Source organism: Streptomyces sp. NPDC036764, from assembly GCF_055609385.1.
Genome location: NZ_JBVJPT010000021.1, coordinates 52,817 through 71,179, shown reverse-complemented (window position 1 = coordinate 71,179; position 18,363 = coordinate 52,817). Strand labels below are relative to the sequence as shown.

The 18,363-nt window shown below is 69.6% G+C and carries 21 protein-coding genes and 3 tRNA genes; 15 read left to right on the top strand and 9 right to left on the bottom strand.

The genetic code is table 11. The features are described from left to right. Window positions 1–10: 10 nt before the first annotated feature. The 5 genes from ACZ69Q_RS43015 to ACZ69Q_RS42995 form a co-directional block, all read right to left on the bottom strand. Window positions 11–787 carry an ABC transporter permease gene (locus ACZ69Q_RS43015; RefSeq protein ID WP_471053743.1) on the bottom strand — a complete coding sequence of 259 codons (777 nt, stop codon included), beginning with the start codon at window positions 785–787 and terminating at the stop codon, window positions 11–13. After that, a complete protein-coding gene (locus ACZ69Q_RS43010; RefSeq protein WP_471053741.1) occupies window positions 784–1,743 on the bottom strand; it encodes an ABC transporter ATP-binding protein in 960 nt (319 codons plus the stop codon). Before ACZ69Q_RS43010 ends, ACZ69Q_RS43015 begins: the two co-directional genes overlap by 4 nt. Before the next feature lie 126 nt (window positions 1,744–1,869). Continuing rightward, window positions 1,870–1,942 (bottom strand) — tRNA-Gly (locus ACZ69Q_RS43005). Between the two features lie 80 nt (window positions 1,943–2,022). Continuing rightward, window positions 2,023–2,094: transfer RNA gene (locus ACZ69Q_RS43000), tRNA-Gly, on the bottom strand. A 157-nt stretch (window positions 2,095–2,251) separates the two neighbouring features. Continuing rightward, a complete protein-coding gene (locus ACZ69Q_RS42995) occupies window positions 2,252–2,569 on the bottom strand; it encodes a histone-like nucleoid-structuring protein Lsr2 (RefSeq protein WP_030947653.1) in 318 nt (105 codons plus the stop codon). A 309-nt stretch (window positions 2,570–2,878) separates the two neighbouring features. Between ACZ69Q_RS42995 and purS the strand changes: the two genes are divergently transcribed. The 13 genes from purS (at window position 2,879) to purM (ending at window position 13,559) form a co-directional block, all read left to right on the top strand. Continuing rightward, window positions 2,879–3,142, top strand: coding sequence for a phosphoribosylformylglycinamidine synthase subunit PurS (gene purS, locus ACZ69Q_RS42990; RefSeq protein WP_217235954.1), 264 nt, complete (start codon window positions 2,879–2,881; stop codon window positions 3,140–3,142). Further along, complete coding sequence (gene purQ / locus ACZ69Q_RS42985) at window positions 3,139–3,819, top strand: phosphoribosylformylglycinamidine synthase subunit PurQ (protein WP_471053737.1); 681 nt, start codon at window positions 3,139–3,141, stop codon at window positions 3,817–3,819. The genes purS and purQ overlap by 4 nt, the downstream gene beginning before the upstream one ends. Further along, window positions 3,816–6,074, top strand: coding sequence for a phosphoribosylformylglycinamidine synthase subunit PurL (gene purL / locus ACZ69Q_RS42980; protein WP_471053734.1), 2,259 nt, complete (start codon window positions 3,816–3,818; stop codon window positions 6,072–6,074). Before purQ ends, purL begins: the two co-directional genes overlap by 4 nt. 106 nt (window positions 6,075–6,180) lie before the next feature. Next, entirely contained in the window at window positions 6,181–6,681 is a 501-nt protein-coding gene (locus tag ACZ69Q_RS42975) for an ArsR/SmtB family transcription factor (RefSeq protein ID WP_471053732.1), read from the top strand. Window positions 6,682–6,705: 24 nt separating this feature from the next. Next, window positions 6,706–7,539, top strand: a complete 834-nt coding sequence (locus ACZ69Q_RS42970) for a M23 family metallopeptidase (RefSeq protein ID WP_471053729.1) — start codon at window positions 6,706–6,708, stop codon at window positions 7,537–7,539. Between the two features lie 69 nt (window positions 7,540–7,608). Beyond that, window positions 7,609–8,067, top strand: a complete 459-nt coding sequence (locus ACZ69Q_RS42965) for a hypothetical protein (protein ID WP_471053726.1) — start codon at window positions 7,609–7,611, stop codon at window positions 8,065–8,067. A 44-nt stretch (window positions 8,068–8,111) separates the two neighbouring features. Next, complete coding sequence (locus tag ACZ69Q_RS42960; protein WP_471053724.1) at window positions 8,112–8,237, top strand: hypothetical protein; 126 nt, start codon at window positions 8,112–8,114, stop codon at window positions 8,235–8,237. A 5-nt stretch (window positions 8,238–8,242) separates the two neighbouring features. Further along, a complete protein-coding gene (locus ACZ69Q_RS42955; RefSeq protein ID WP_471053721.1) occupies window positions 8,243–8,728 on the top strand; it encodes a protease inhibitor I42 family protein in 486 nt (161 codons plus the stop codon). Between the two features lie 233 nt (window positions 8,729–8,961). Then, the gene (locus tag ACZ69Q_RS42950; RefSeq protein ID WP_471053720.1) at window positions 8,962–9,150 is read left to right on the top strand and encodes a hypothetical protein; all 189 of its coding nucleotides are present in this window, start codon (window positions 8,962–8,964) and stop codon (window positions 9,148–9,150) included. Window positions 9,151–9,200: 50 nt separating this feature from the next. Beyond that, entirely contained in the window at window positions 9,201–9,998 is a 798-nt protein-coding gene (locus ACZ69Q_RS42945; protein ID WP_471053717.1) for a maleylpyruvate isomerase family mycothiol-dependent enzyme, read from the top strand. A gap of 91 nt (window positions 9,999–10,089) precedes the next feature. Continuing rightward, window positions 10,090–10,860, top strand: coding sequence for an META domain-containing protein (locus ACZ69Q_RS42940; RefSeq protein WP_471053714.1), 771 nt, complete (start codon window positions 10,090–10,092; stop codon window positions 10,858–10,860). A 61-nt stretch (window positions 10,861–10,921) separates the two neighbouring features. Then, window positions 10,922–12,451, top strand: a complete 1,530-nt coding sequence (gene purF, locus ACZ69Q_RS42935; protein ID WP_471053711.1) for an amidophosphoribosyltransferase — start codon at window positions 10,922–10,924, stop codon at window positions 12,449–12,451. A gap of 31 nt (window positions 12,452–12,482) precedes the next feature. After that, complete coding sequence (gene purM / locus ACZ69Q_RS42930; protein WP_471053708.1) at window positions 12,483–13,559, top strand: phosphoribosylformylglycinamidine cyclo-ligase; 1,077 nt, start codon at window positions 12,483–12,485, stop codon at window positions 13,557–13,559. A 72-nt stretch (window positions 13,560–13,631) separates the two neighbouring features. Here the strand turns inward: purM and ACZ69Q_RS42925 are convergent, their stop codons facing one another. Next, a complete protein-coding gene (locus tag ACZ69Q_RS42925; protein ID WP_346186433.1) occupies window positions 13,632–13,892 on the bottom strand; it encodes a DUF3073 domain-containing protein in 261 nt (86 codons plus the stop codon). A 284-nt stretch (window positions 13,893–14,176) separates the two neighbouring features. Beyond that, entirely contained in the window at window positions 14,177–15,274 is a 1,098-nt protein-coding gene (locus ACZ69Q_RS42920; RefSeq protein ID WP_471053704.1) for a Leu/Phe/Val dehydrogenase, read from the bottom strand. A 222-nt stretch (window positions 15,275–15,496) separates the two neighbouring features. Here ACZ69Q_RS42920 and ACZ69Q_RS42915 point away from each other — a divergent pair, with 222 nt between their 5' ends. Then, the gene (locus ACZ69Q_RS42915; protein ID WP_471053701.1) at window positions 15,497–16,339 is read left to right on the top strand and encodes a DUF8083 family protein; all 843 of its coding nucleotides are present in this window, start codon (window positions 15,497–15,499) and stop codon (window positions 16,337–16,339) included. A 582-nt stretch (window positions 16,340–16,921) separates the two neighbouring features. Then, window positions 16,922–17,128 (top strand): developmental transcriptional regulator BldC, encoded by a 207-nt coding sequence (gene bldC, locus ACZ69Q_RS42910; RefSeq protein ID WP_003949541.1) that lies wholly within the window; start codon window positions 16,922–16,924, stop codon window positions 17,126–17,128. A 538-nt stretch (window positions 17,129–17,666) separates the two neighbouring features. Here the strand turns inward: bldC and ACZ69Q_RS42905 are convergent. Beyond that, complete coding sequence (locus tag ACZ69Q_RS42905) at window positions 17,667–17,861, bottom strand: DUF6274 family protein (RefSeq protein WP_471053698.1); 195 nt, start codon at window positions 17,859–17,861, stop codon at window positions 17,667–17,669. A 348-nt stretch (window positions 17,862–18,209) separates the two neighbouring features. Continuing rightward, window positions 18,210–18,284 (bottom strand) — tRNA-Asp (locus ACZ69Q_RS42900). Window positions 18,285–18,363 lie beyond the last annotated feature (79 nt).

Sequence of the window (18,363 nt, the reverse complement as noted above, 5' to 3'; positions counted from 1 at the left end):
TCCCCCTGCCTCAGTGCCGTGGCTCCCAGCGGAACCACCGTCGCACAGCCAACACGCCCAGGACCGTCCAGGCCAGCCCGGTCAGCACGGGACCGATCGCCTCGTACGCCGACAGTTCGCCGGTCCAGCCGCCCCGCAGCAGGGTGATCACCGGGGTCAGCGGCAGGAACTCGCACACCGAGGCCATCCGGTCCGGCAGCACCTCCAGCGGGACGAACATCCCGGAGAAGATCATGGAGAGGAACACCACGGGCAGCGTCGTGACCTGCGCACTCTCGACCGTGCGAGTGAACGACGCGGTCACGGCGCCCAGCGACGCGCACAGGACGATCCCCAACAGCAGGCCCAGCACGGCGAGATGGGGAGCCTCGGGCGCGCCCACGTCGAGCAGGACGGCGCAGCCGACCGCCAGCACCAGGCTCTGAGCGATCCCCGTGGCCACGGCAGGCAGCGCGGCCCCGGCCAGGATCTCGGCGTCCTTCAGCTCGCCGGTGCGCAGCCGCTTGAGGACGAGTTCCTCGCGCCGGGCGGTGTAGACGGAGACGAGCGTCGCGTACACCGCGTAGAGCAGTGAGAAGCCGATCGAGGCGGGCAGGACGACCGTGCCGAGGGAGAGGCCGGCCTCCGCCAGGTCCATCCCCTTCGCCGCCTCCCGCACGCTGAAGGGCAGCAGCAGCGGCACGAACAGCGCCGCGAACAGCGTGCCCCTGCTGCGTCCGAGCAGCGTCACCTCCGCGCGGGCCAACGCCGTCATGCGTCCCACCGGGGTCGTCATCGCCGTACTCATGCCGCGTACTCCTTCTTCTCGGCGGCGCCGGCCGCCTCCCGCGCGATCCCCAGGAACGCCTCCTCCAGCGACGCCGGCCGCACGTCCAGCCGCCGCAGCTCCACCCCCGCCGCCTCGGCCCACACCAGGAGCCGGGTCGCGGTCCGCTGCAACTCATGGGTCCGCAGCCGTACGACGCGCCCGTCGACCTCGTGCTCGCGCACACCCATGCCGTCGAGGGGCGGCAGGTCACCCACGAAGTAGCCCTCGGGCAGCTCGAAGGTGATCCGCGAGGGCTGGGCCGCCGTCACCTCCGCCGGCGTCCCGGCGGCCGCGATACGTCCCTCGTGCAGGATCGCGAGCCGGTCGGCGAGGTTCTCGGCCTCTTCGAGGTAGTGCGTGGTCAGCAGCACGGTCGTGCCGGACTCGCGCAGTTCCCGTACCAACTCCCAGGTGTCCCGCCGCCCTTCGGCGTCGAGCCCGGTCGTCGGCTCGTCCAGGAACAGCACCTCGGGCCGGCCGAGCAGCGCGAGTGCCAGGTCCAGCCGCCGTCGTTCACCGCCGGACAACTGCTTCACCCGCACCCCGGCCCGCCGCCCGAGCCCGACCAGGTCCAGGGCCTCGGCCTCGGGCATGGCCCCGCTCACGCACCCCGCCCACATCCGCGTGGTCTCGGCGACGGTCAGCTCGGACGGAAAGCCGCCCTCCTGCAACATCACCCCGGTGCGCGGCCGTACGACGGCCCGCTCGGCGTAGGGGTCGTGCCCGAGCACCCGCACACGCCCCGCGGCGGGCTCGGCGAGCCCTTCGAGCAGTTCGACGGTGGATGTCTTTCCGGCGCCGTTGGTGCCGAGCAGCGCGAAGACCTCCGCGCGGTCCACGGAGAAGGTGATGCCGCGCACCGCCTCGAACCCGCCCCCGTAGACACGTCGTAGGTCGGTGACCTCAATCACGTGTTCGTGTTCGTTGAAGTTCATGACATCAGCGTCCCCGCGCCAGGAGCCCGGCAGCAGTGCGCGCTGTCACCGCTCGGCATGACAAATGTCAGGGAGGTGCGCGGACACGAGAAAGCCCCGGTCCAATGGACCGGGGCTTCTATCAAGAGCGGACGACGAGGCTCGAACTCGCGACCTCAACCTTGGCAAGGTTGCGCTCTACCAACTGAGCTACGTCCGCATTGCCCCCGACCGGCTCTCACCGATCGGTGCGAGCACCAGCCTACCTGATCCACATCAGTGGTCGGATCGGCGGTGCAGAGCGGGTGACAGGAATTGCACACTGCGCCTTCCCCCTGGAAGGGGGATGTTCTGCTACTGAACTACACCCGCATGCTCGGCGAGCTGGACTTTTTCGGCCCCGCCCGGCGGCGTGCTCCAGACATTAGCTGATCAGCAGGGGGGTAGCGCAAGTCGGTTGTCGCACCGGCCCAAGTCGGCCGCCCTCAGGGCCCGCTGACGGCGCCTGAGGGCACCCTCCCGGATCGCGTCACTGCGCCGAGGCGAACGCCTCGTAGACCTTCTTGGGGATGCGGCCGCGGGCCGGCACCTCCATCTTGTTGGCCTGGGCCCAGGCCCGGACGGCCGCCGGGTCGGGAGCGACCTCGGTCTGCTTGTACGCCTTGCCGGACTTCGACCGCTTGCGGCCGGCTTCCACGTAGGGCGCGAGCGCCTTACGCAGTTTCTTGGCATTGGCTTCATTCAGGTCGATCTCGTACGACTTGCCGTCGAGTCCGAAGGCGATCGTTTCCGCCGCTTCCGAGCCGTCGATGTCGTCAAAGAGAGTGACCACGACCTTCTGCGCCACGAATATCGGTCCCTTCAGGCGGCACCTCATACAGCTCTGCTGCTACGACGTGCCGAGTCTCGGCTTTTGCCAATTCATTTGTACAGTGCGCGGCAATGCAATGTGAAGCCCGACTAAATCTCTCCGCGTGTCCGAGCGCAATAGCTATCCGCGGCTGTTCGGGGATCTTTCCCGTAACTTTTCGTGAACGCACCCCCTCGATGCCGGATCGTGATGGCTGTCACGTAGCTTCCTACAACTCTACTCGCGTAGAAATTTTGTACGGGTAGTCTGAAGGAACCTGCTCAGCACCACACACCGGGAGTGCCAGTGGCACGCGTCGTAGTCGACGTCATGCTCAAGCCGGAGATCCTCGACCCCCAGGGCCAGGCGGTGCAGCGCGCACTGCCGCGGCTGGGATTCGAAGGCATCTCCGACGTACGTCAGGGAAAGCGATTCGAACTGGAAGTTGACGGGCCGGTCGACGAGGCCACGCTCGCCCGCATCCACGATCTTGCGGAATCCTTCCTCGCCAACACCGTGATCGAGGACTTCACCGTCAAGGTCGAGGAAGTCGCGGAGGCCGCGAAGTGACCGCTCGTATTGGCGTCGTCACTTTCCCGGGAAGTCTCGATGACAGGGACACCCAGCGCGCGATCCGCCTCGCGGGCGCCGAACCGGTCGCTCTCTGGCACAAGGACAAGGACCTCAAGCAGGTCGACGCCGTGGTGCTGCCCGGCGGTTTCTCCTACGGCGACTATCTGCGGGCCGGCGCCATCTCCCGCTTCTCGCCGGTGATGGAGACGGTCATCGAGCAGGCTAAGGCGGGCCTTCCGGTCCTCGGTATCTGCAATGGCTTCCAGGTCCTCACCGAGGCCCACCTCCTCCCGGGCGGGATGCTCGGCAACGACCACCTGCACTTCATCTGCCGCGACCAGAAGCTGCGGGTGGAGAACGCGGAGACGGCCTGGACGAGCGACTACAGCGCCGGCCAGGAGATCCACATCCCGCTGAAGAACATGGACGGCCGTTACGTCGCCGACCAGTACACGCTGGACAAGCTGGAGGCCGAGGGCCGGGTCGCGTTCCGGTACCTGGACTTCAATCCGAACGGCTCGCTCAACGACATCGCCGGCATCACCAACGAGGCCGGCAACGTCGTGGGCCTGATGCCGCACCCGGAGCACGCCGTGGAGCCGCTCATCGGCACCGGCCGCTCCGACGGTCTCCCCTTCTTCACCTCGATCCTCAAGAAGCTGGTCAACGCATGAGCCGGACGCCTCTGGACACGGTCGAGCACGCGGCCGCGACCCCCGACGTCGAGCTGCCCTGGGCCGAACTCGGTCTGAAGAAGGACGAGTACGAGCGGGTCGTGGAGATCCTCGGCCGCCGGCCCACCGGTGCCGAGCTCGCCATGTACTCGGTGATGTGGTCCGAGCACTGCTCGTACAAGTCGTCCAAGGTGCACCTGCGCCAGTTCGGCGAGAAGGCGCCCGAGTCGGACGCCCTTCTCGTCGGCATCGGCGAGAACGCCGGTGTCGTGGACGTCGGCCAGGGCTACGCCGTGACCTTCAAGGTCGAGTCGCACAACCACCCGTCGTACGTGGAGCCCTACCAGGGCGCGGCCACGGGCGTCGGCGGCATCGTGCGCGACATCATCGCCATGGGCGCCCGCCCGGTCGCGATCGTCGACCCGCTGCGCTTCGGCGCCGCCGACCACCCCGACACCAAGCGGGTCCTGCCGGGCGTCGTCGCCGGCATCGGCGGCTACGGCAACTGCCTGGGCCTGCCCAACATCGGCGGCGAGGTCGTCTTCGACTCCTGCTACCAGGGAAACCCGCTGGTCAACGCCGGTGCCATCGGCGTCATGCGGCACGAGGACATCCATCTCGCGAAGGCGTCCGGCGCGGGCAACAAGGTCATCCTGTACGGGGCCCGCACGGGCGGCGACGGCATCGGCGGCGCGTCGATCCTCGCCTCGGAGACCTTCGACGACGCCAAGCCGTCGAAGCGTCCGGCCGTCCAGGTCGGCGACCCCTTCCAGGAGAAGCTGCTCATCGAGTGCACCCTGGAGGCGTTCGCCGAGAAGCTGGTCGTCGGCATCCAGGACCTGGGCGCGGCGGGTCTGTCGTGCGCCACGTCCGAGCTCGCGTCCAACGGCTCCGGCGGCATGCGCGTGACCCTGGACGACGTACCCCTGCGTGACTCCACGCTCTCGCCCGAGGAAATCCTCATGAGCGAGTCGCAGGAGCGCATGTGCGCGGTCGTCGAGCCGGCAAAGGTCGACCGGTTCCTGGAGATCTGCGAGAAGTGGGACGTCATCGCCACCGTCATCGGTGAGGTGACCGACGGCGACCGCCTGGAGATCTACTGGCACGGCGGCAAGATCGTCGACGTCGACCCGCGGACCGTGGCGCACGAGGGCCCGGTCTACGAACGCCCGTACGCCCGCCCCTCCTGGCAGGACGAGCTCCAGGCCGACGACGCGAACAAGCTCCCGCGGCCGACCACGGGCGACGAGCTGAAGGACCAGGTCCTGAAGCTGGTCGGCTCCCCGAACCAGGCCTCCAAGAAGTGGATCACCTCGCAGTACGACCACTTCGTGCAGGGCAACACCGTCCTCGCCCAGCCCGAGGACTCCGGCATGATCCGCATCGACGAGGAGACCGGCCTCGGCGTCGCCATCGCGACGGACGGCAACGGCCGGTACGCGAAGCTGGACCCGTACCACGGCGCCCAGTTGGCGCTGGCGGAGGCCTACCGCAACGTCGCGACGACCGGCGCGAAGCCGCTCGCCGTCTCCGACTGCCTGAACTTCGGCTCGCCCGAGGACCCGGCGGTGATGTGGCAGTTCGCGGAGGCGGTGCGCGGACTGGCGGACGCCTGTCAGCAGCTCGGCACGCCAGTCACCGGCGGCAACGTCTCGCTCTACAACCAGACGGGCGAGGTGGCCATCCACCCGACCCCGGTCGTGGCCGTCCTCGGTGTGATCGACGACGTCGCGCGCCGCACGCCGGTCGCCTTCCAGGAGGACGGGCAGTTGCTCTACCTCCTCGGTGACACGCGTGAGGAGTTCAGCGGCTCGGCCTGGTCGCAGGTGGTGCACGATCACCTCGGCGGTCTGCCCCCGAAGGTGGACCTGGAGCGCGAGCGGCTGCTCGCCGAGATCCTGATCTCCGCCTCCCGCGACGGCATGATCGACTCCGCGCACGACCTGTCCGACGGCGGTCTGATCCAGGCGGTCGTCGAGTCGGCGCTGCTCGGCGGCAAGGGCGCCCGCCTGATCGTCCCGGACGGTCTGGACGCCTTCACCTTCCTCTTCTCCGAGTCGGCCGGCCGCGCTGTCGTGGCCGTCCCGCGCTCCGAGGAGGTCCGCTTCAACGACATGTGCGGCGCGCGGGGCCTGCCGGCCACCCGCATCGGTGTCGTGGACGGCGACTCGGTGGAGCTCCAGGGCGAGTTCGCGCTGCCGCTTCAGGGGCTGCGCGAGACGCACGAGGCGACGATCCCGGCGCTGCTCGCGTAAGCAGTCGTACGGCCTTCAAGCCCCCGTCCGGTCCGCCGGGCGGGGGCTTTCGCGTGCACCCGTTCGCCGGTTGCACGTAATTACGTAGTTCCGTAATATCGTCGGAGTGGAACTCGAAGAACGTGTCGCCGACCTCGAGCGCCGGCTCGCCGTCCTGGAGGGCGCACAGCGCACCGCGCCAAGCCTGGGCGAGGGCGACTTCTGGGCTCTGGACGGCCTGAAGGAGCGGCTCGCCGAGCTGGGCGAGGCCGACGGGGGCGTGCTGTTCACCGGTGCCGTACGGCTGCCGACGGGGGAGCAGTACGCCTGGCAGCAGGGCGCGTCGACGCAGGAGCTGCTGGACGCCGAGTGGACCGAGGCCGCCGAGCCCTTCGCGGCGCTGGGACATCCCGTGCGGCTGCGGCTGCTGCGCGAGATCCTCGGCGGCCGGCGCACCGCGGCCGAACTCGCCGAGCCCGACGAGGTCGGCACGACCGGCCAGATCTACCACCACCTGCGCCAACTGACCGGCGCGGGCTGGCTCCACACGACCGGCCGGGGCCGCTACGAGGTGCCGCCGGGGCGGGTCGTACCGCTGCTGGTGGTGCTCTCGGCGGCCCGTACGTAACAGCGAAGACTGACTGGGGGAACGATGTCCGGGCGCAAGCTCGTCAAGATTGTCTACCGCCTGCTGCAACTGACCTTCGTCGGCCTGGTGATCGCCGACGTCTTACTGGACCTGGGCCATCCGTGGTGGTGGAACCTCCTGCCGCTCGCGCTGTCCTACGTGATCCTCATCGCGGCCCACCGCCGGGGCGGCGCCCCGGACAGCCCCCGCGCGGCCCGCGAACCGGTCGAGGTCGCCCCGCCCGTCACCGGCCGCTGGTCCGCGCTGAACAGCCCGGCCGACCGCACGCCGAGCCATGGCACGCACGCCTACGGCCAGACCTTCGCCATCGACGTCGTCGCCGAGCCCGAGGAAGGCGCCCGCCCCGGCTTCCGGTGGCTGTGGCCGCTCGCCCGCCGCAACAGCGCCTTCCCCGCCTTCGACGCCCCGCTTCTCGCCGTGGCCGACGCCACCGTCGTACGGGCCGTCGACGACCAGCGCGACCACCTCAGCCGCACCTCGCTGCTCGGGCTGCTGTACCTGATGATCGTGGAGGCGTCCGTGCGCGACCTGGCCGGCGTCAAGCGCATCGTCGGCAACCACGTCGTCCTCGACCTCGGCGACGGCACCCACGCCCTCTACGCCCACCTGCGGCGCGGCTCGCTCACCGTCCGCGAGGGAGACCGGGTGACCACCGGACAGGCACTGGCCCGCTGCGGCAACTCCGGCAACTCCAGCGAACCCCACCTCCACTTCCAGCTCATGGACACCCCCGACCCGGACACCGCCCGCGGCATCCCCTTCACCTGGCGCGGAGTGGGGGTCCCGCGCAACGGGGAGATCTTCGAGCCGCCCAAGGCGGATGCCCGGCCCGCATAGACAGGGTCGGCGGAACGGTCTACTGCCCTGACCTACCATGAACCCGTCAAACACGCGGGGGAGTGCGCGATGAGCGCTGTGGGGGCCGGGAGCGGCTACCAGGTGCAGGCCGGCGAGTTGGATACGGAGGCCGACAAGCTGGACGCCGCCGGGGACGACACCGACGGGATACGCAAGGCGATCACCGCCACTCAGTGCTACACGCCCGAGGCCCTCGGCGGGTCCGACATGGGCCCCGCCTTCACCGACTACGCCGAGGCCTGGGAGGCCGAGGCCAAGGTCCTGGCCGAGGCACTGTACGAACTCGCCGACCGGGTGCGTGTCTCCAACCGTGCCTACAGCGGGGCCGAAGGGGACGCCATCGCCGGGCTGAGCGCCGCGTCCGCCACGTCCTCCGGCAGCGCTGTCGTCGCCCCCGTCGCCCCCGTCGCCCCCGTCGCCCACGGCGACCGGCCGCCGGCCCTCGGGGGCGTCAGCACACAGCCCGCTCAGGCCGCCCCGGGCGCCACGCTGTCCGACTTCGGCTGATCCCCGCCTTCCGACGCCCCTTCCCGCACCGCCCAGGGACCGCTGTGACCGAATCCACCACCGACCGCCGTCAACGCCTCGCGCAACTGCGTTCCGTCGTCGCGGGCGCCGAGAGCAAGAACGATCTGATCGAGGCCATCGTCAACAACGTCTACATCGGGCAGGGCTGAGGACCGTGCGCCTCCGTACCGCCCTCGTGGCGCTCCCCCTCTTCGCTCTCGCCGGCTGCGGGCTGACCGGACCTACCGCGTACGGCACCGATGAGCGCACGGTGACCGCCGAGGTCGGCGACGAGTTCACCCTGGAGGTGCCCGCCAGCCCCGCGCTCGGCGAGAACTGGTATCTGGCGGAGCCCCGCCCGGACTCGGCCGTGCCGAGCTACGAAGGCAGCGGTGAGGACACCGAGGGCGGCGACGAAGGCGTCACCGGCAGCGGCGACGGCACCCAGCACTTCGACTTCACCGCGGTGGCCCCGGGCAGGACCACGGTGAGGCTGCTGTACTGCCCGCACGGGCTGTGCCACAGCGCCGCCGAGGTCGCCGCGAGTCCGTCCGCCGGGGGCACCGCATCGCCGGTACCGGTCACGACGGCAGCCGAGACGGCCATCCCGGACGACACGGACAACCCCACCTACTACCTCTACACGATCACTGTCCGCTGATCGCCACCCAGCCGAGGACCCCGCCATGCCACCCACCCCCGCCACCCGGACCGACGACGAGTTGATCGAAGCCACCGACGTCGCCAGGCTGCTGCTCTTCGGGCTGACCCGGGACACCTTCCGCACCGCTCTGTTCGGGGAAGGGGCCGTCGCCGCCGCCGTCACCCTGGACCGGCTCGGGGTGCTGCCGCGCTCGGTGGCCTTCCTCGCCGACACGGTGCGAGCCGGGGGACGTGCGGTACGTCGTCGAGCTGCCCGAACCCTTGCCCTCGGCCGAGCCGTCGGAGGTGCTGCGGGGCTGGCTGCGCAGTGCCGCGGACGTGGCGGCCACCCCGGACGCCGAGGACCGCGCCGCCCGCTGGCTGGACGCCGTCGCCGAACTCCTCGGAGCGCGCCGCGATGCACGCGGGCCCCACCGGTAGAGCCGGACAGGCTCTGACGAGGGCACCACAGCCCACATAGGCTGCCCCCCATGCCCCCGGCCAAGAAGCGTGCCCGTACGTACGACTCCGGCAAGATCCGCACCGCGGTGCTCACCCAGTTCGGGCACGTACGGCTGGCCGTACGCACTCTGACGGACGAGCAGCTCGCCCTCCCCACCCGGCTGCCGGGCTGGACCGTGCGGGACCTGGCCGCGCACGTGTCCATGGCCGTGGGGAGCGTCAGCCGCAACCTCGACCGCGACGAGCCGGCCAAGGCGGAACTGACACTCCTGGACTGGCCCTTCGCCACCGCCGCCCGCGCCGGCGACATCTCCGACCGCACCCAGGCACTCGCCGCCGACAACCCCGACCTCGACGCCCTCTACGCCCGTACCGAGGAACGCCTCACGCGGGACCTGGCGGAGGAACCCGATGCCCGCCTGCTCGCCGCCCTCACCGGTGCGATGACCCTCGCCGACTACCTGGTCACCCGGACCGTGGAACTGGTCGCGCACACCGACGACCTGAACGCCGCCGTCGACGGCCTGGACATCCCCCACGACCGACAGGCCCTCGCCGCCTGCACCCGCCTCCTCGCCGACGCGCTCGCCGTGAAGGCGCCCGGCGGTTCGACCGAGGTGCGGATCCCGCCGTACGCCGTGGTGCAGTGCGTCGAGGGGCCGAGGCACACCCGGGGCACGCCGCCCAACGTCGTCGAGACCGACCCGCTGACCTGGATCCGGCTCGCGACCGGCCGGGTGACCTGGACGGACGCCGTCGCGGAGGCCAAGGTCAGCGCGAGCGGGGAGCGGGCGGACCTCGACGCCCTGCTGCCGCTCCTGGCGTGATCGGCGACGGCCGGGCACCGGGACCGGCAAGCGGAATCGAGCGGAACCGGTCCCGCGTCCCTCCCGTCCCACCGGCATGGACACACTCGGCATGGACACAAAGCGACTGGCCGCCCTCGCGGCACTGACCCTCCTCCCGCTCGCCGCCGCCTGCGGCAGCAAGGACGCGGGCAGCGAATCGGTCGGTGCCGGGGCCGCGGCCTCCGTCACCGGCGTCCACTGGGCCGTCGACGGCGTCACCGTCGACGGGAAGAAGAGCGACGCCCCGAGCGGCGCCTGGCTGAAGATCGCCGACGGCGGCAAGGTCAAGGGCAACCTCGGCTGCAACAACTTCGGCGCCGACGCCGCCTTCGCCGACAGCAACGTCACCTTCAAGCAGGTGCAGGCGACCGAGATGGCCTGCGAGGGCGTCCCGCCGGGCTTCGAGCAGACCCTCGCCCGCACGCTCGCCGACGGCGGCCTCAGCACCGACGTCGACGGCGACAAGCTCACCCTCACCACCGCGGACGGCGACCGGGTCGCCCTCACCAAGCAGGAGGGGGCCCCGCTCTACGGCACGAAGTGGACCGTCACCAGCCCCGACACCGGAGGCAAGGCCCACCTCACGTTCGACCGGAAGACCGGAGAGGTCAGCGGCAGCCTCGGCTGCAACAAGGTGAAGGCCACGGCGACGGTCCGCGACGGCAGCATCACCCTCGGCACCGCGTCCACCACGCGAATGATGTGCGACACCTCACTCATGGATACGGAGAAGACGCTCCTCGGCCTCTTCGACGGCACGGTGAAGTACGGCATCGATCACCGCAACCTCACTCTGACCAGCGAAAACGGCGAACATGTGAATGCGGCCGCCGCAGAGTGATCGTTTACAGGCGCGTATCCCCAATTCGGACCAGTGGTCGATCTCGCCTACACTCGGTGCCGTGCCACGTGGTGACGGTCGACTCAATCACGATCTGCTCCCCGGCGAGAAAGGCCCCCAGGACGCGTGTGGCGTCTTCGGTGTCTGGGCTCCGGGCGAAGAGGTCGCAAAGCTCACGTACTTCGGGCTCTACGCCCTCCAGCATCGGGGCCAGGAATCCGCGGGAATCGCGGTCAGCAACGGCTCCCAGATCCTCGTCTTCAAGGACATGGGCCTGGTCTCGCAGGTCTTCGACGAGACTTCCCTGGGCTCGCTCCAGGGTCACATCGCCGTGGGTCACGCCCGCTACTCGACCACCGGCGCCTCCGTCTGGGAGAACGCCCAGCCGACGTTCCGTGCCACCGGTCACGGCTCCATCGCGCTCGGCCACAACGGCAACCTGGTCAACACGGCCCAGCTCGCCGAGATGGTCGCCGACCTGCCCAAGCAGGAGGGCGGCCGCACCCCGCGCGTCGCGGCCACCAACGACACCGACCTGCTCACCGCGCTGCTCGCGGCCCAGGTCGACGAGGACGACAAGCCGCTGACCATCGAGGAGGCCGCCCACAAGGTCCTCCCGCAGGTCAAGGGCGCCTTCTCGCTCGTGTTCATGGACGAGCACACCCTCTACGCGGCCCGTGACCCGCAGGGCATCCGCCCGCTGGTCCTCGGCCGCCTGGAGCGCGGGTGGGTCGTGGCCTCCGAGTCCGCCGCCCTCGACATCTGCGGCGCCAGCTACGTCCGCGAGGTCGAGCCGGGCGAGTTCGTCGCCATCGACGAGAACGGCCTGCGCACCTCCCGATTCGCGGAAGCGAAGCCCAAGGGCTGTGTCTTCGAGTACGTGTACCTGGCCCGCCCGGACACCGACATCGCCGGCCGCAACGTCTACCTCTCCCGAGTGGAGATGGGCCGCCGGCTCGCGAAGGAAGCCCCGGTCGAGGCCGACCTGGTCATAGCGACCCCGGAATCCGGCACCCCGGCCGCGATCGGCTACGCGGAGGCCAGCGGCATCCCGTTCGGCGCGGGCCTGGTGAAGAACGCCTACGTCGGCCGTACGTTCATCCAGCCCTCGCAGACCATCCGCCAGCTCGGCATCCGCCTGAAGCTGAACCCGCTGAAGGAAGTCATCAAGGGCAAGCGCCTGGTCGTCGTCGACGACTCGATCGTGCGCGGCAACACCCAGCGCGCCCTGGTCCGCATGCTCCGCGAGGCCGGCGCGGCCGAGGTCCACATCCGGATCTCCTCGCCGCCCGTGAAGTGGCCCTGCTTCTTCGGCATCGACTTCGCCACCCGCGCCGAGCTGATCGCCAACGGCATGTCGATCGAAGAGATCGGCACCTCGCTCGGCGCCGACTCGCTGTCCTACATCTCCATCGACGGCATGATCGAGGCGACCACCATCGCCAAGCCGAACCTGTGCCGCGCCTGCTTCGACGGCGAGTACCCGATGGAGCTCCCGGACCCCGAGCTGCTCGGCAAGCAGCTCCTGGAGACCGAGCTCGCGGCCGGCACGGCCGCCCCGGCTGCCGTCGACGCGATCCGTCGCCCGTAAGCCCAGTAACCAACCCGAAAGATCCCAGGCAATGTCTGAGACTGTTGTGCCCGGTGGAGCTTCCTACGCGGCGGCCGGCGTCGACATCGAGGCGGGCGACCGCGCGGTCGAGCTGATGAAGGAGTGGGTGAAGAAGACCCAGCGCCCCGAGGTCCTCGGCGGCCTCGGCGGTTTCGCCGGCCTCTTCGACGCCTCCGCCCTCAAGCGCTACGAGCGTCCCCTCCTCGCCTCCGCCACGGACGGCGTCGGCACCAAGGTCGACATCGCACGCCAGATGGGCGTCTACGACACGATCGGCCACGACCTGGTCGCGATGGTCATGGACGACATCGTGGTGTGCGGCGCCGAGCCGCTGTTCATGACCGACTACATCTGTGTCGGCAAGGTCCACCCCGAGCGGGTCGCCGCCATCGTGAAGGGCATCGCCGAGGGCTGCGTGCTCGCCGGCTGCGCCCTGGTGGGCGGCGAGACGGCCGAGCACCCGGGTCTGCTGGGCGAGAACGACTTCGACGTCGCCGGTGCCGGCACGGGCGTCGTGGAGGCCGACCGGCTGCTGGGCGCGGATCGCATCCGTACGGGTGACGCGGTGATCGCCATGGCGGCGTCCGGCCTTCACTCGAACGGGTACTCGCTGGTCCGCCACGTGCTGCTGAACCAGGCCGGTCTCGCCCTGGATGCGCAGATCGAGGAGTTCGGCCGCACCCTCGGCGAGGAGCTGCTGGAGCCCACGAAGATCTACTCGCTGGACTGCCTGGCCCTCACCCGCACCACGGACGTGCACGCCTTCAGCCACATCACGGGTGGCGGTCTGGCCGCCAACCTGGCCCGGGTGATCCCGGACGGCCTGCACGCGATCGTCGACCGCTCCACCTGGGCCCCGGCCCCGATCTTCGACCTCGTCGGCAAGACCGGCTCCGTCGAACGCCTGGAGCTGGAGAAGACCCTCAACATGGGCGTCGGCATGATCGCGATCGTCCCGGAGGAGTCCACCGACGCGGCGCTCGCCACGCTGGCCGACCGCGGGGTCGACGCGTGGGTCGCGGGCGAGATCACGGACCGCGGCGAGCACACGACAGGTGCCGCCCTGGTCGGCGACTACGCGAGCTGAGGCCGACGACAGCAGCGCAAAACCCGGTCCGGCGGGTAACCGCTCAGGACCGGGTCAGGCACTGCTGGGTAGTCAAGCGCCGCGGCGTTGTTGCGACGTGGGACCGGACTCGTCGTCCTCGTCGTCCTCATCGTCGTCGTTGTAGAGATCCGCGTACTGGGCGTACGGGTCGTCTTCTTCTTCGTCGTCCTCGAACGGCTCGCCGTTCGGCGGCTGGTTCGAAGTCGAAGCGCCCAGCTCGTTGGCCAGACGCGACAGGTCAGTCCCGCCGCTGTTGTACTTCAGCTGGCGGGCGACCTTCGTCTGCTTGGCCTTGGCCCGGCCGCGCCCCATGGCTCGACCCCCTCGGTGACGGGGCTCGACGGCCCCAGAGTCTTGACACGCGTTCATGATCTGGAACGGGCTCTCCGCGGAGAGACCGGTCCGTAGGGCTTCCACGGTACCTGAGCCCGCGCCCATACGGTACGTCGCCCGCAGCACGTGCCTGGTTCCAGAACCCTCGGGGCGCCCCGTCCCCGCTGGTCAACCGCGATTTTAACCACTTCTTGGCAGCCGACCCGCCGACGAACGTGAGAGTTCTCTCTAAGTGTGCGCCGACGGGTACCGGTCAAACCCGATCAGGGCATCCGGCGCGCCTGAGCGGCCTCGTGCATCCGCTGCTCGGCGATCCGGTCGGCCGCGGCGGCCGGCGGAATTCCGTCCGCCTTCGCACGTGCGAATATGGCCAGCGTGGTGTCGTAGATCTTCGCGGCCTTCGCCTTGCACCGCTCGAAGTCGAAGCCGTGCAGTTCGTCGGCCACCTGGATGACGCCGCCGGCGTTCACCACGTAGTCGGGCGCGTAGAGGATCCCGCGGTCGGCGATGTCCTTCTCGACGCCGGGATGGGCGAGCTGGTTGTTGGCCGCGCCGCACACCACCTTGGCGGTCAGCACCGGCACGGTGTCGTCGTTCAGGGCGCCGCCGAGCGCGCACGGGGCGTAGATGTCGAGGTCCTCGACGCGGATCAGGGTCGCGGTGTCGGCGACCGCGCGCACACCGTCGGGGTGTGCGGCGAGGATCCGGCCGACGGCCTCCTCGCGCACGTCCGTGATGACGACCTCGGCGCCCTCGGCGCGCAGGTGCTCCACCAGGTGGTGGCCGACCTTGCCGACACCGGCGATGCCGACCTTGCGGCCGCGCAGCGACGGGTCGCCCCACAGGTGCTGGGCGGAGGCGCGCATGCCCTGGTAGACGCCGAAGGCGGTGAGCACGGAGGAATCGCCCGCTCCGCCGTTCTCCGGCGAGCGCCCGGTCGTCCAGCGGCACTCACGGGCCACGACGTCCATGTCGGCGACGTACGTACCGACGTCGCACGCGGTGACGTAGCGGCCGCCGAGCGAGGCCACGAACCGGCCGTAGGCGAGCAGCAGCTCCTCGGACTTGATCTGCTCGGGGTCCCCGATGATCACGGCCTTGCCGCCGCCGTGGTCGAGGCCGGCCATGGCGTTCTTGTACGACATCCCGCGCGCGAGATTCAGCGCGTCGGCGACGGCCTCTTCCTCGCTCGCGTACGGGTAGAAGCGCGTACCGCCGAGGGCGGGGCCCAGGGCGGTGGAATGGAGGGCGATGACGGCCTTGAGGCCGCTGGCGCGGTCCTGGCAGAGCACGACTTGCTCATGACCCCCCTGGTCCGAATGGAACAGGGTGTGCAGGACGCCGTGTGTTACGTCGGTCACTGTGGTGACTCCTGAGTACGGTGCGGCGGTTGGAGCGAGCTCCCGTACAGGTGGCGGGGGCTGTTGAGCATGAGATTAGACCCGCGAGCGCCCGTCCAACCCGCAGTGCTCAGGATCACCTACTCGCGGAGTACCTCCGTGCGACGATTTGCATAGTTTTCCCGCGCATTTGTCGGCGGGTTTCGCAGGTTTCCCTGGCAGACGGCGGGGGAGGGAGCAGGCGTGCCCAAGGTGTCTTCGGTGATCGTCCCGTACGCGACGTATTTGCGGGTCTATGAACCGCTGGCGGCCTTCCCGGAGCCGGAGCGCGGCCACTGGGCCCGTTACGCCCGCCGCCCCGACCGCCCCTCGTACCAGGACGAACTGCGCCGTTCCCTGGCGGACTTGCTGCCCACCCCGCCCGTCCCGGTGCCGGTGCAGGAGAGCAGCGACGCCTTCGTGCTGGAGATCGACGGGGTGCTGTGCGTGTGCCCGTGGCGCACCCGGCTGCGCGGCTGGCAGGCGCTGGGGGAGCTGGGCGACGAGCTGCCCAGGCCGGTCCTGGACGCGGTGCTGCCCGAGTTCGTACGGCGGCAGGCGGCCCAGGACTACGAGCGCTGGCTGGCCCGCAACCCGGACGCCCGGCCGTGGATCCGCACCTCGACCTGGCAGGTGCCGCTGCACTGGTTCGTGCTGGTCTCGGACGAGGAGCGGCGGTTCGACAAGGGCTCGGGCGAGATCCCCCCGACGCTGCGCTACCGGACGCCGATGGTGCAGGCGCGCCGGCGGGTGGCGCGGGCTCTGCGGACACTGAAGGACGCCATCGACGAAGGGCCCCTCATCGACGGCCTGGTGGACGTCGGGCGCTGGCTGGAGGAGTTCCATCCCCGCTCGCTGGTCGAGTTGGACTACGGCGGTCTGGTGCACACCCTCCCGGCCGGCGAGCTGGAGGACGATCACTCGGCGGCCGACGTGGCCGACGGCATCGAGGCGCTGCGGCAGGGCGACGGGGCGGGGGCCGGGGAGGCCTACGCGCGGCTCGTGGAGCGCTGGCGGTCGGTGCGGGACCGGCGCTCGGCCAACTGAGCCGGCGCCGTCGGAGTGACCTGGAGCACTACGGCCGGTGTGATCTGACGCACTGTGTGACGTAACGAACTGGCGTTTGACGGGACGCCCGTTTTGGGGTTTCGTGCTCGTTCTGAGGTTCTTGATGCCTCGTCAACAAGGGACGTAGGTCCCGATCCGGGCGTATGCATCAAGGTCGTGTCAACACCCGCAAGCGTGACGGAATGCACGTACGCGGCTCTTGCGCCCCTAACCCCCCCTCGTGCCAAAATAGGACAAGGAGTCCGGGGAGGACTCCATCTCGACATTGCACGCTTTGGGGGGTCTTGGGACTCCTGCACGCCACTGTGACTGATCGTCACAGTGGCGTGACTGTCCGCTATGGCATGGTCCATCGGCATCCGTCGCTGATGACTACCTGGGAGGGCAATTCCATCGGTTTGGCCGACGCGGCTGGACAGATGGTGTAGTTGTAGTGCCGAGGACAAGCCGTTCGTCCTATAACCGACTCGACTCGCGTCCGCCATTTCGGGCAACGCGGGTCAAGGTGCAGAATTTAGAGGAAAGAACCGAGAAGGTTCGGTTCTCCCGAGGAGGCCGCTCATGACCGCTCGCACCCCTGATGCCGAGCCGCTGCTGACCCCGGCTGAGGTCGCCACCATGTTCCGTGTCGACCCCAAGACGGTCACGCGGTGGGCGAAGGCCGGGAAGCTTACTTCCATCCGTACGCTCGGCGGTCACCGCCGTTACCGCGAGGCTGAGGTCCGCGCTCTGCTCGCGGGTATCCCGCAGCAGCGCAGCGAGGCCTGAACAGCTTCATAACCGGGCAAAACGGCGGTTCCCCCAACTCGCCGCAGCGCCCGAACCCTAGCTCCAAGCGACGCGGGTTCTGCCCCAACAGGGCCCACGCCCCAGCCGACAGAGCACTTCAGGCACGCAACAAGGGTGCGTCGTAGATCGCGCTGGACTCCGCCGAGTCCAGCGCGATCTTTTTTGTGCGCGGTGTGTGCGCCGGCTGCGCGTCCTGTGAGCGGGCTTGTCGGAGTCTGGGGAGGGCTGTCGGATCTCCTGTGGACTCACTCTGCGTGTTCACCGTGTGTGGGCTGCGTGTGCGCCCGGAGCGGGGTGGGCGGACGTCGGCGGGGGCCCGAAACCAGCGCGGACGCTGGTGCAATTGCACATATTAAATTGACCAGTTGTAGGGGAGGTGTAAGAGCTACCCCCCAGGAAACTTATACGGTGACACCCGTCACATGCCACGGCGCTTGTTGCCTCTGGCCTATGTGCGCTAGTGGGAAGCGCGTACTCCAGCGGCCCATGGCCGGAGGGCAGTTGACGAGGCCGAGGGTCATGCCGTGGACGGGGCCTCGTCCTCGATGACCTCGTCCGGAGCCGGCCGGTAGGCCCGCGTACCGGAGTCCATCGCGAGCCGCAGGAGCCGGTGGCATATCGGGCAGTGGCGCGTGAGATGTCGATAGGAGGTGGCGGCCGACAGGTGCGCGCGGAGCAGCGCCCGCGTCTCGTGCCTAGCCGTCGCCGTCATACGCCACCTCCAGGGGCCACGCGGGGAAGGGTCCTGATTTCTGGGTACCGACCGAATGTGACCCCGTCAAGGAGGCCTGCGCCCGGCCCGACCGGGAGACGAGAAGACCCCGCAGCTCACGGGCATGAAGAAGGGCCCGCATCCGTCGCGGGACGCCGGGCATGGAGAAGGGCCCGCATCCACCACGGGATGCGGGCCCTTCTTTGTTGCGGTCCTGACGGGATTTGCTGTACCCGATTGCGGCTGCGCCGCGGGCGCGGCCTCCACCTTGACAGTGTGGCGGGTGGGCGAGGCGGGGGGATTGAGAAGGGCCCGCATCCACCACGGGATGCGGGCCCTTCTTTGTTGCGGTCCTGACGGGATTTGAACCCGCGGCCTCCACCTTGACAGGGTGGCGAGCACTCCAAACTGCTCCACAGGACCAGATTTCGCTGCGCGATTCGTGCGTTGCGCTGCGAGAAGAGACTGTACAGGAGCGCGAGCCCCCTGGTCGAACTCACCC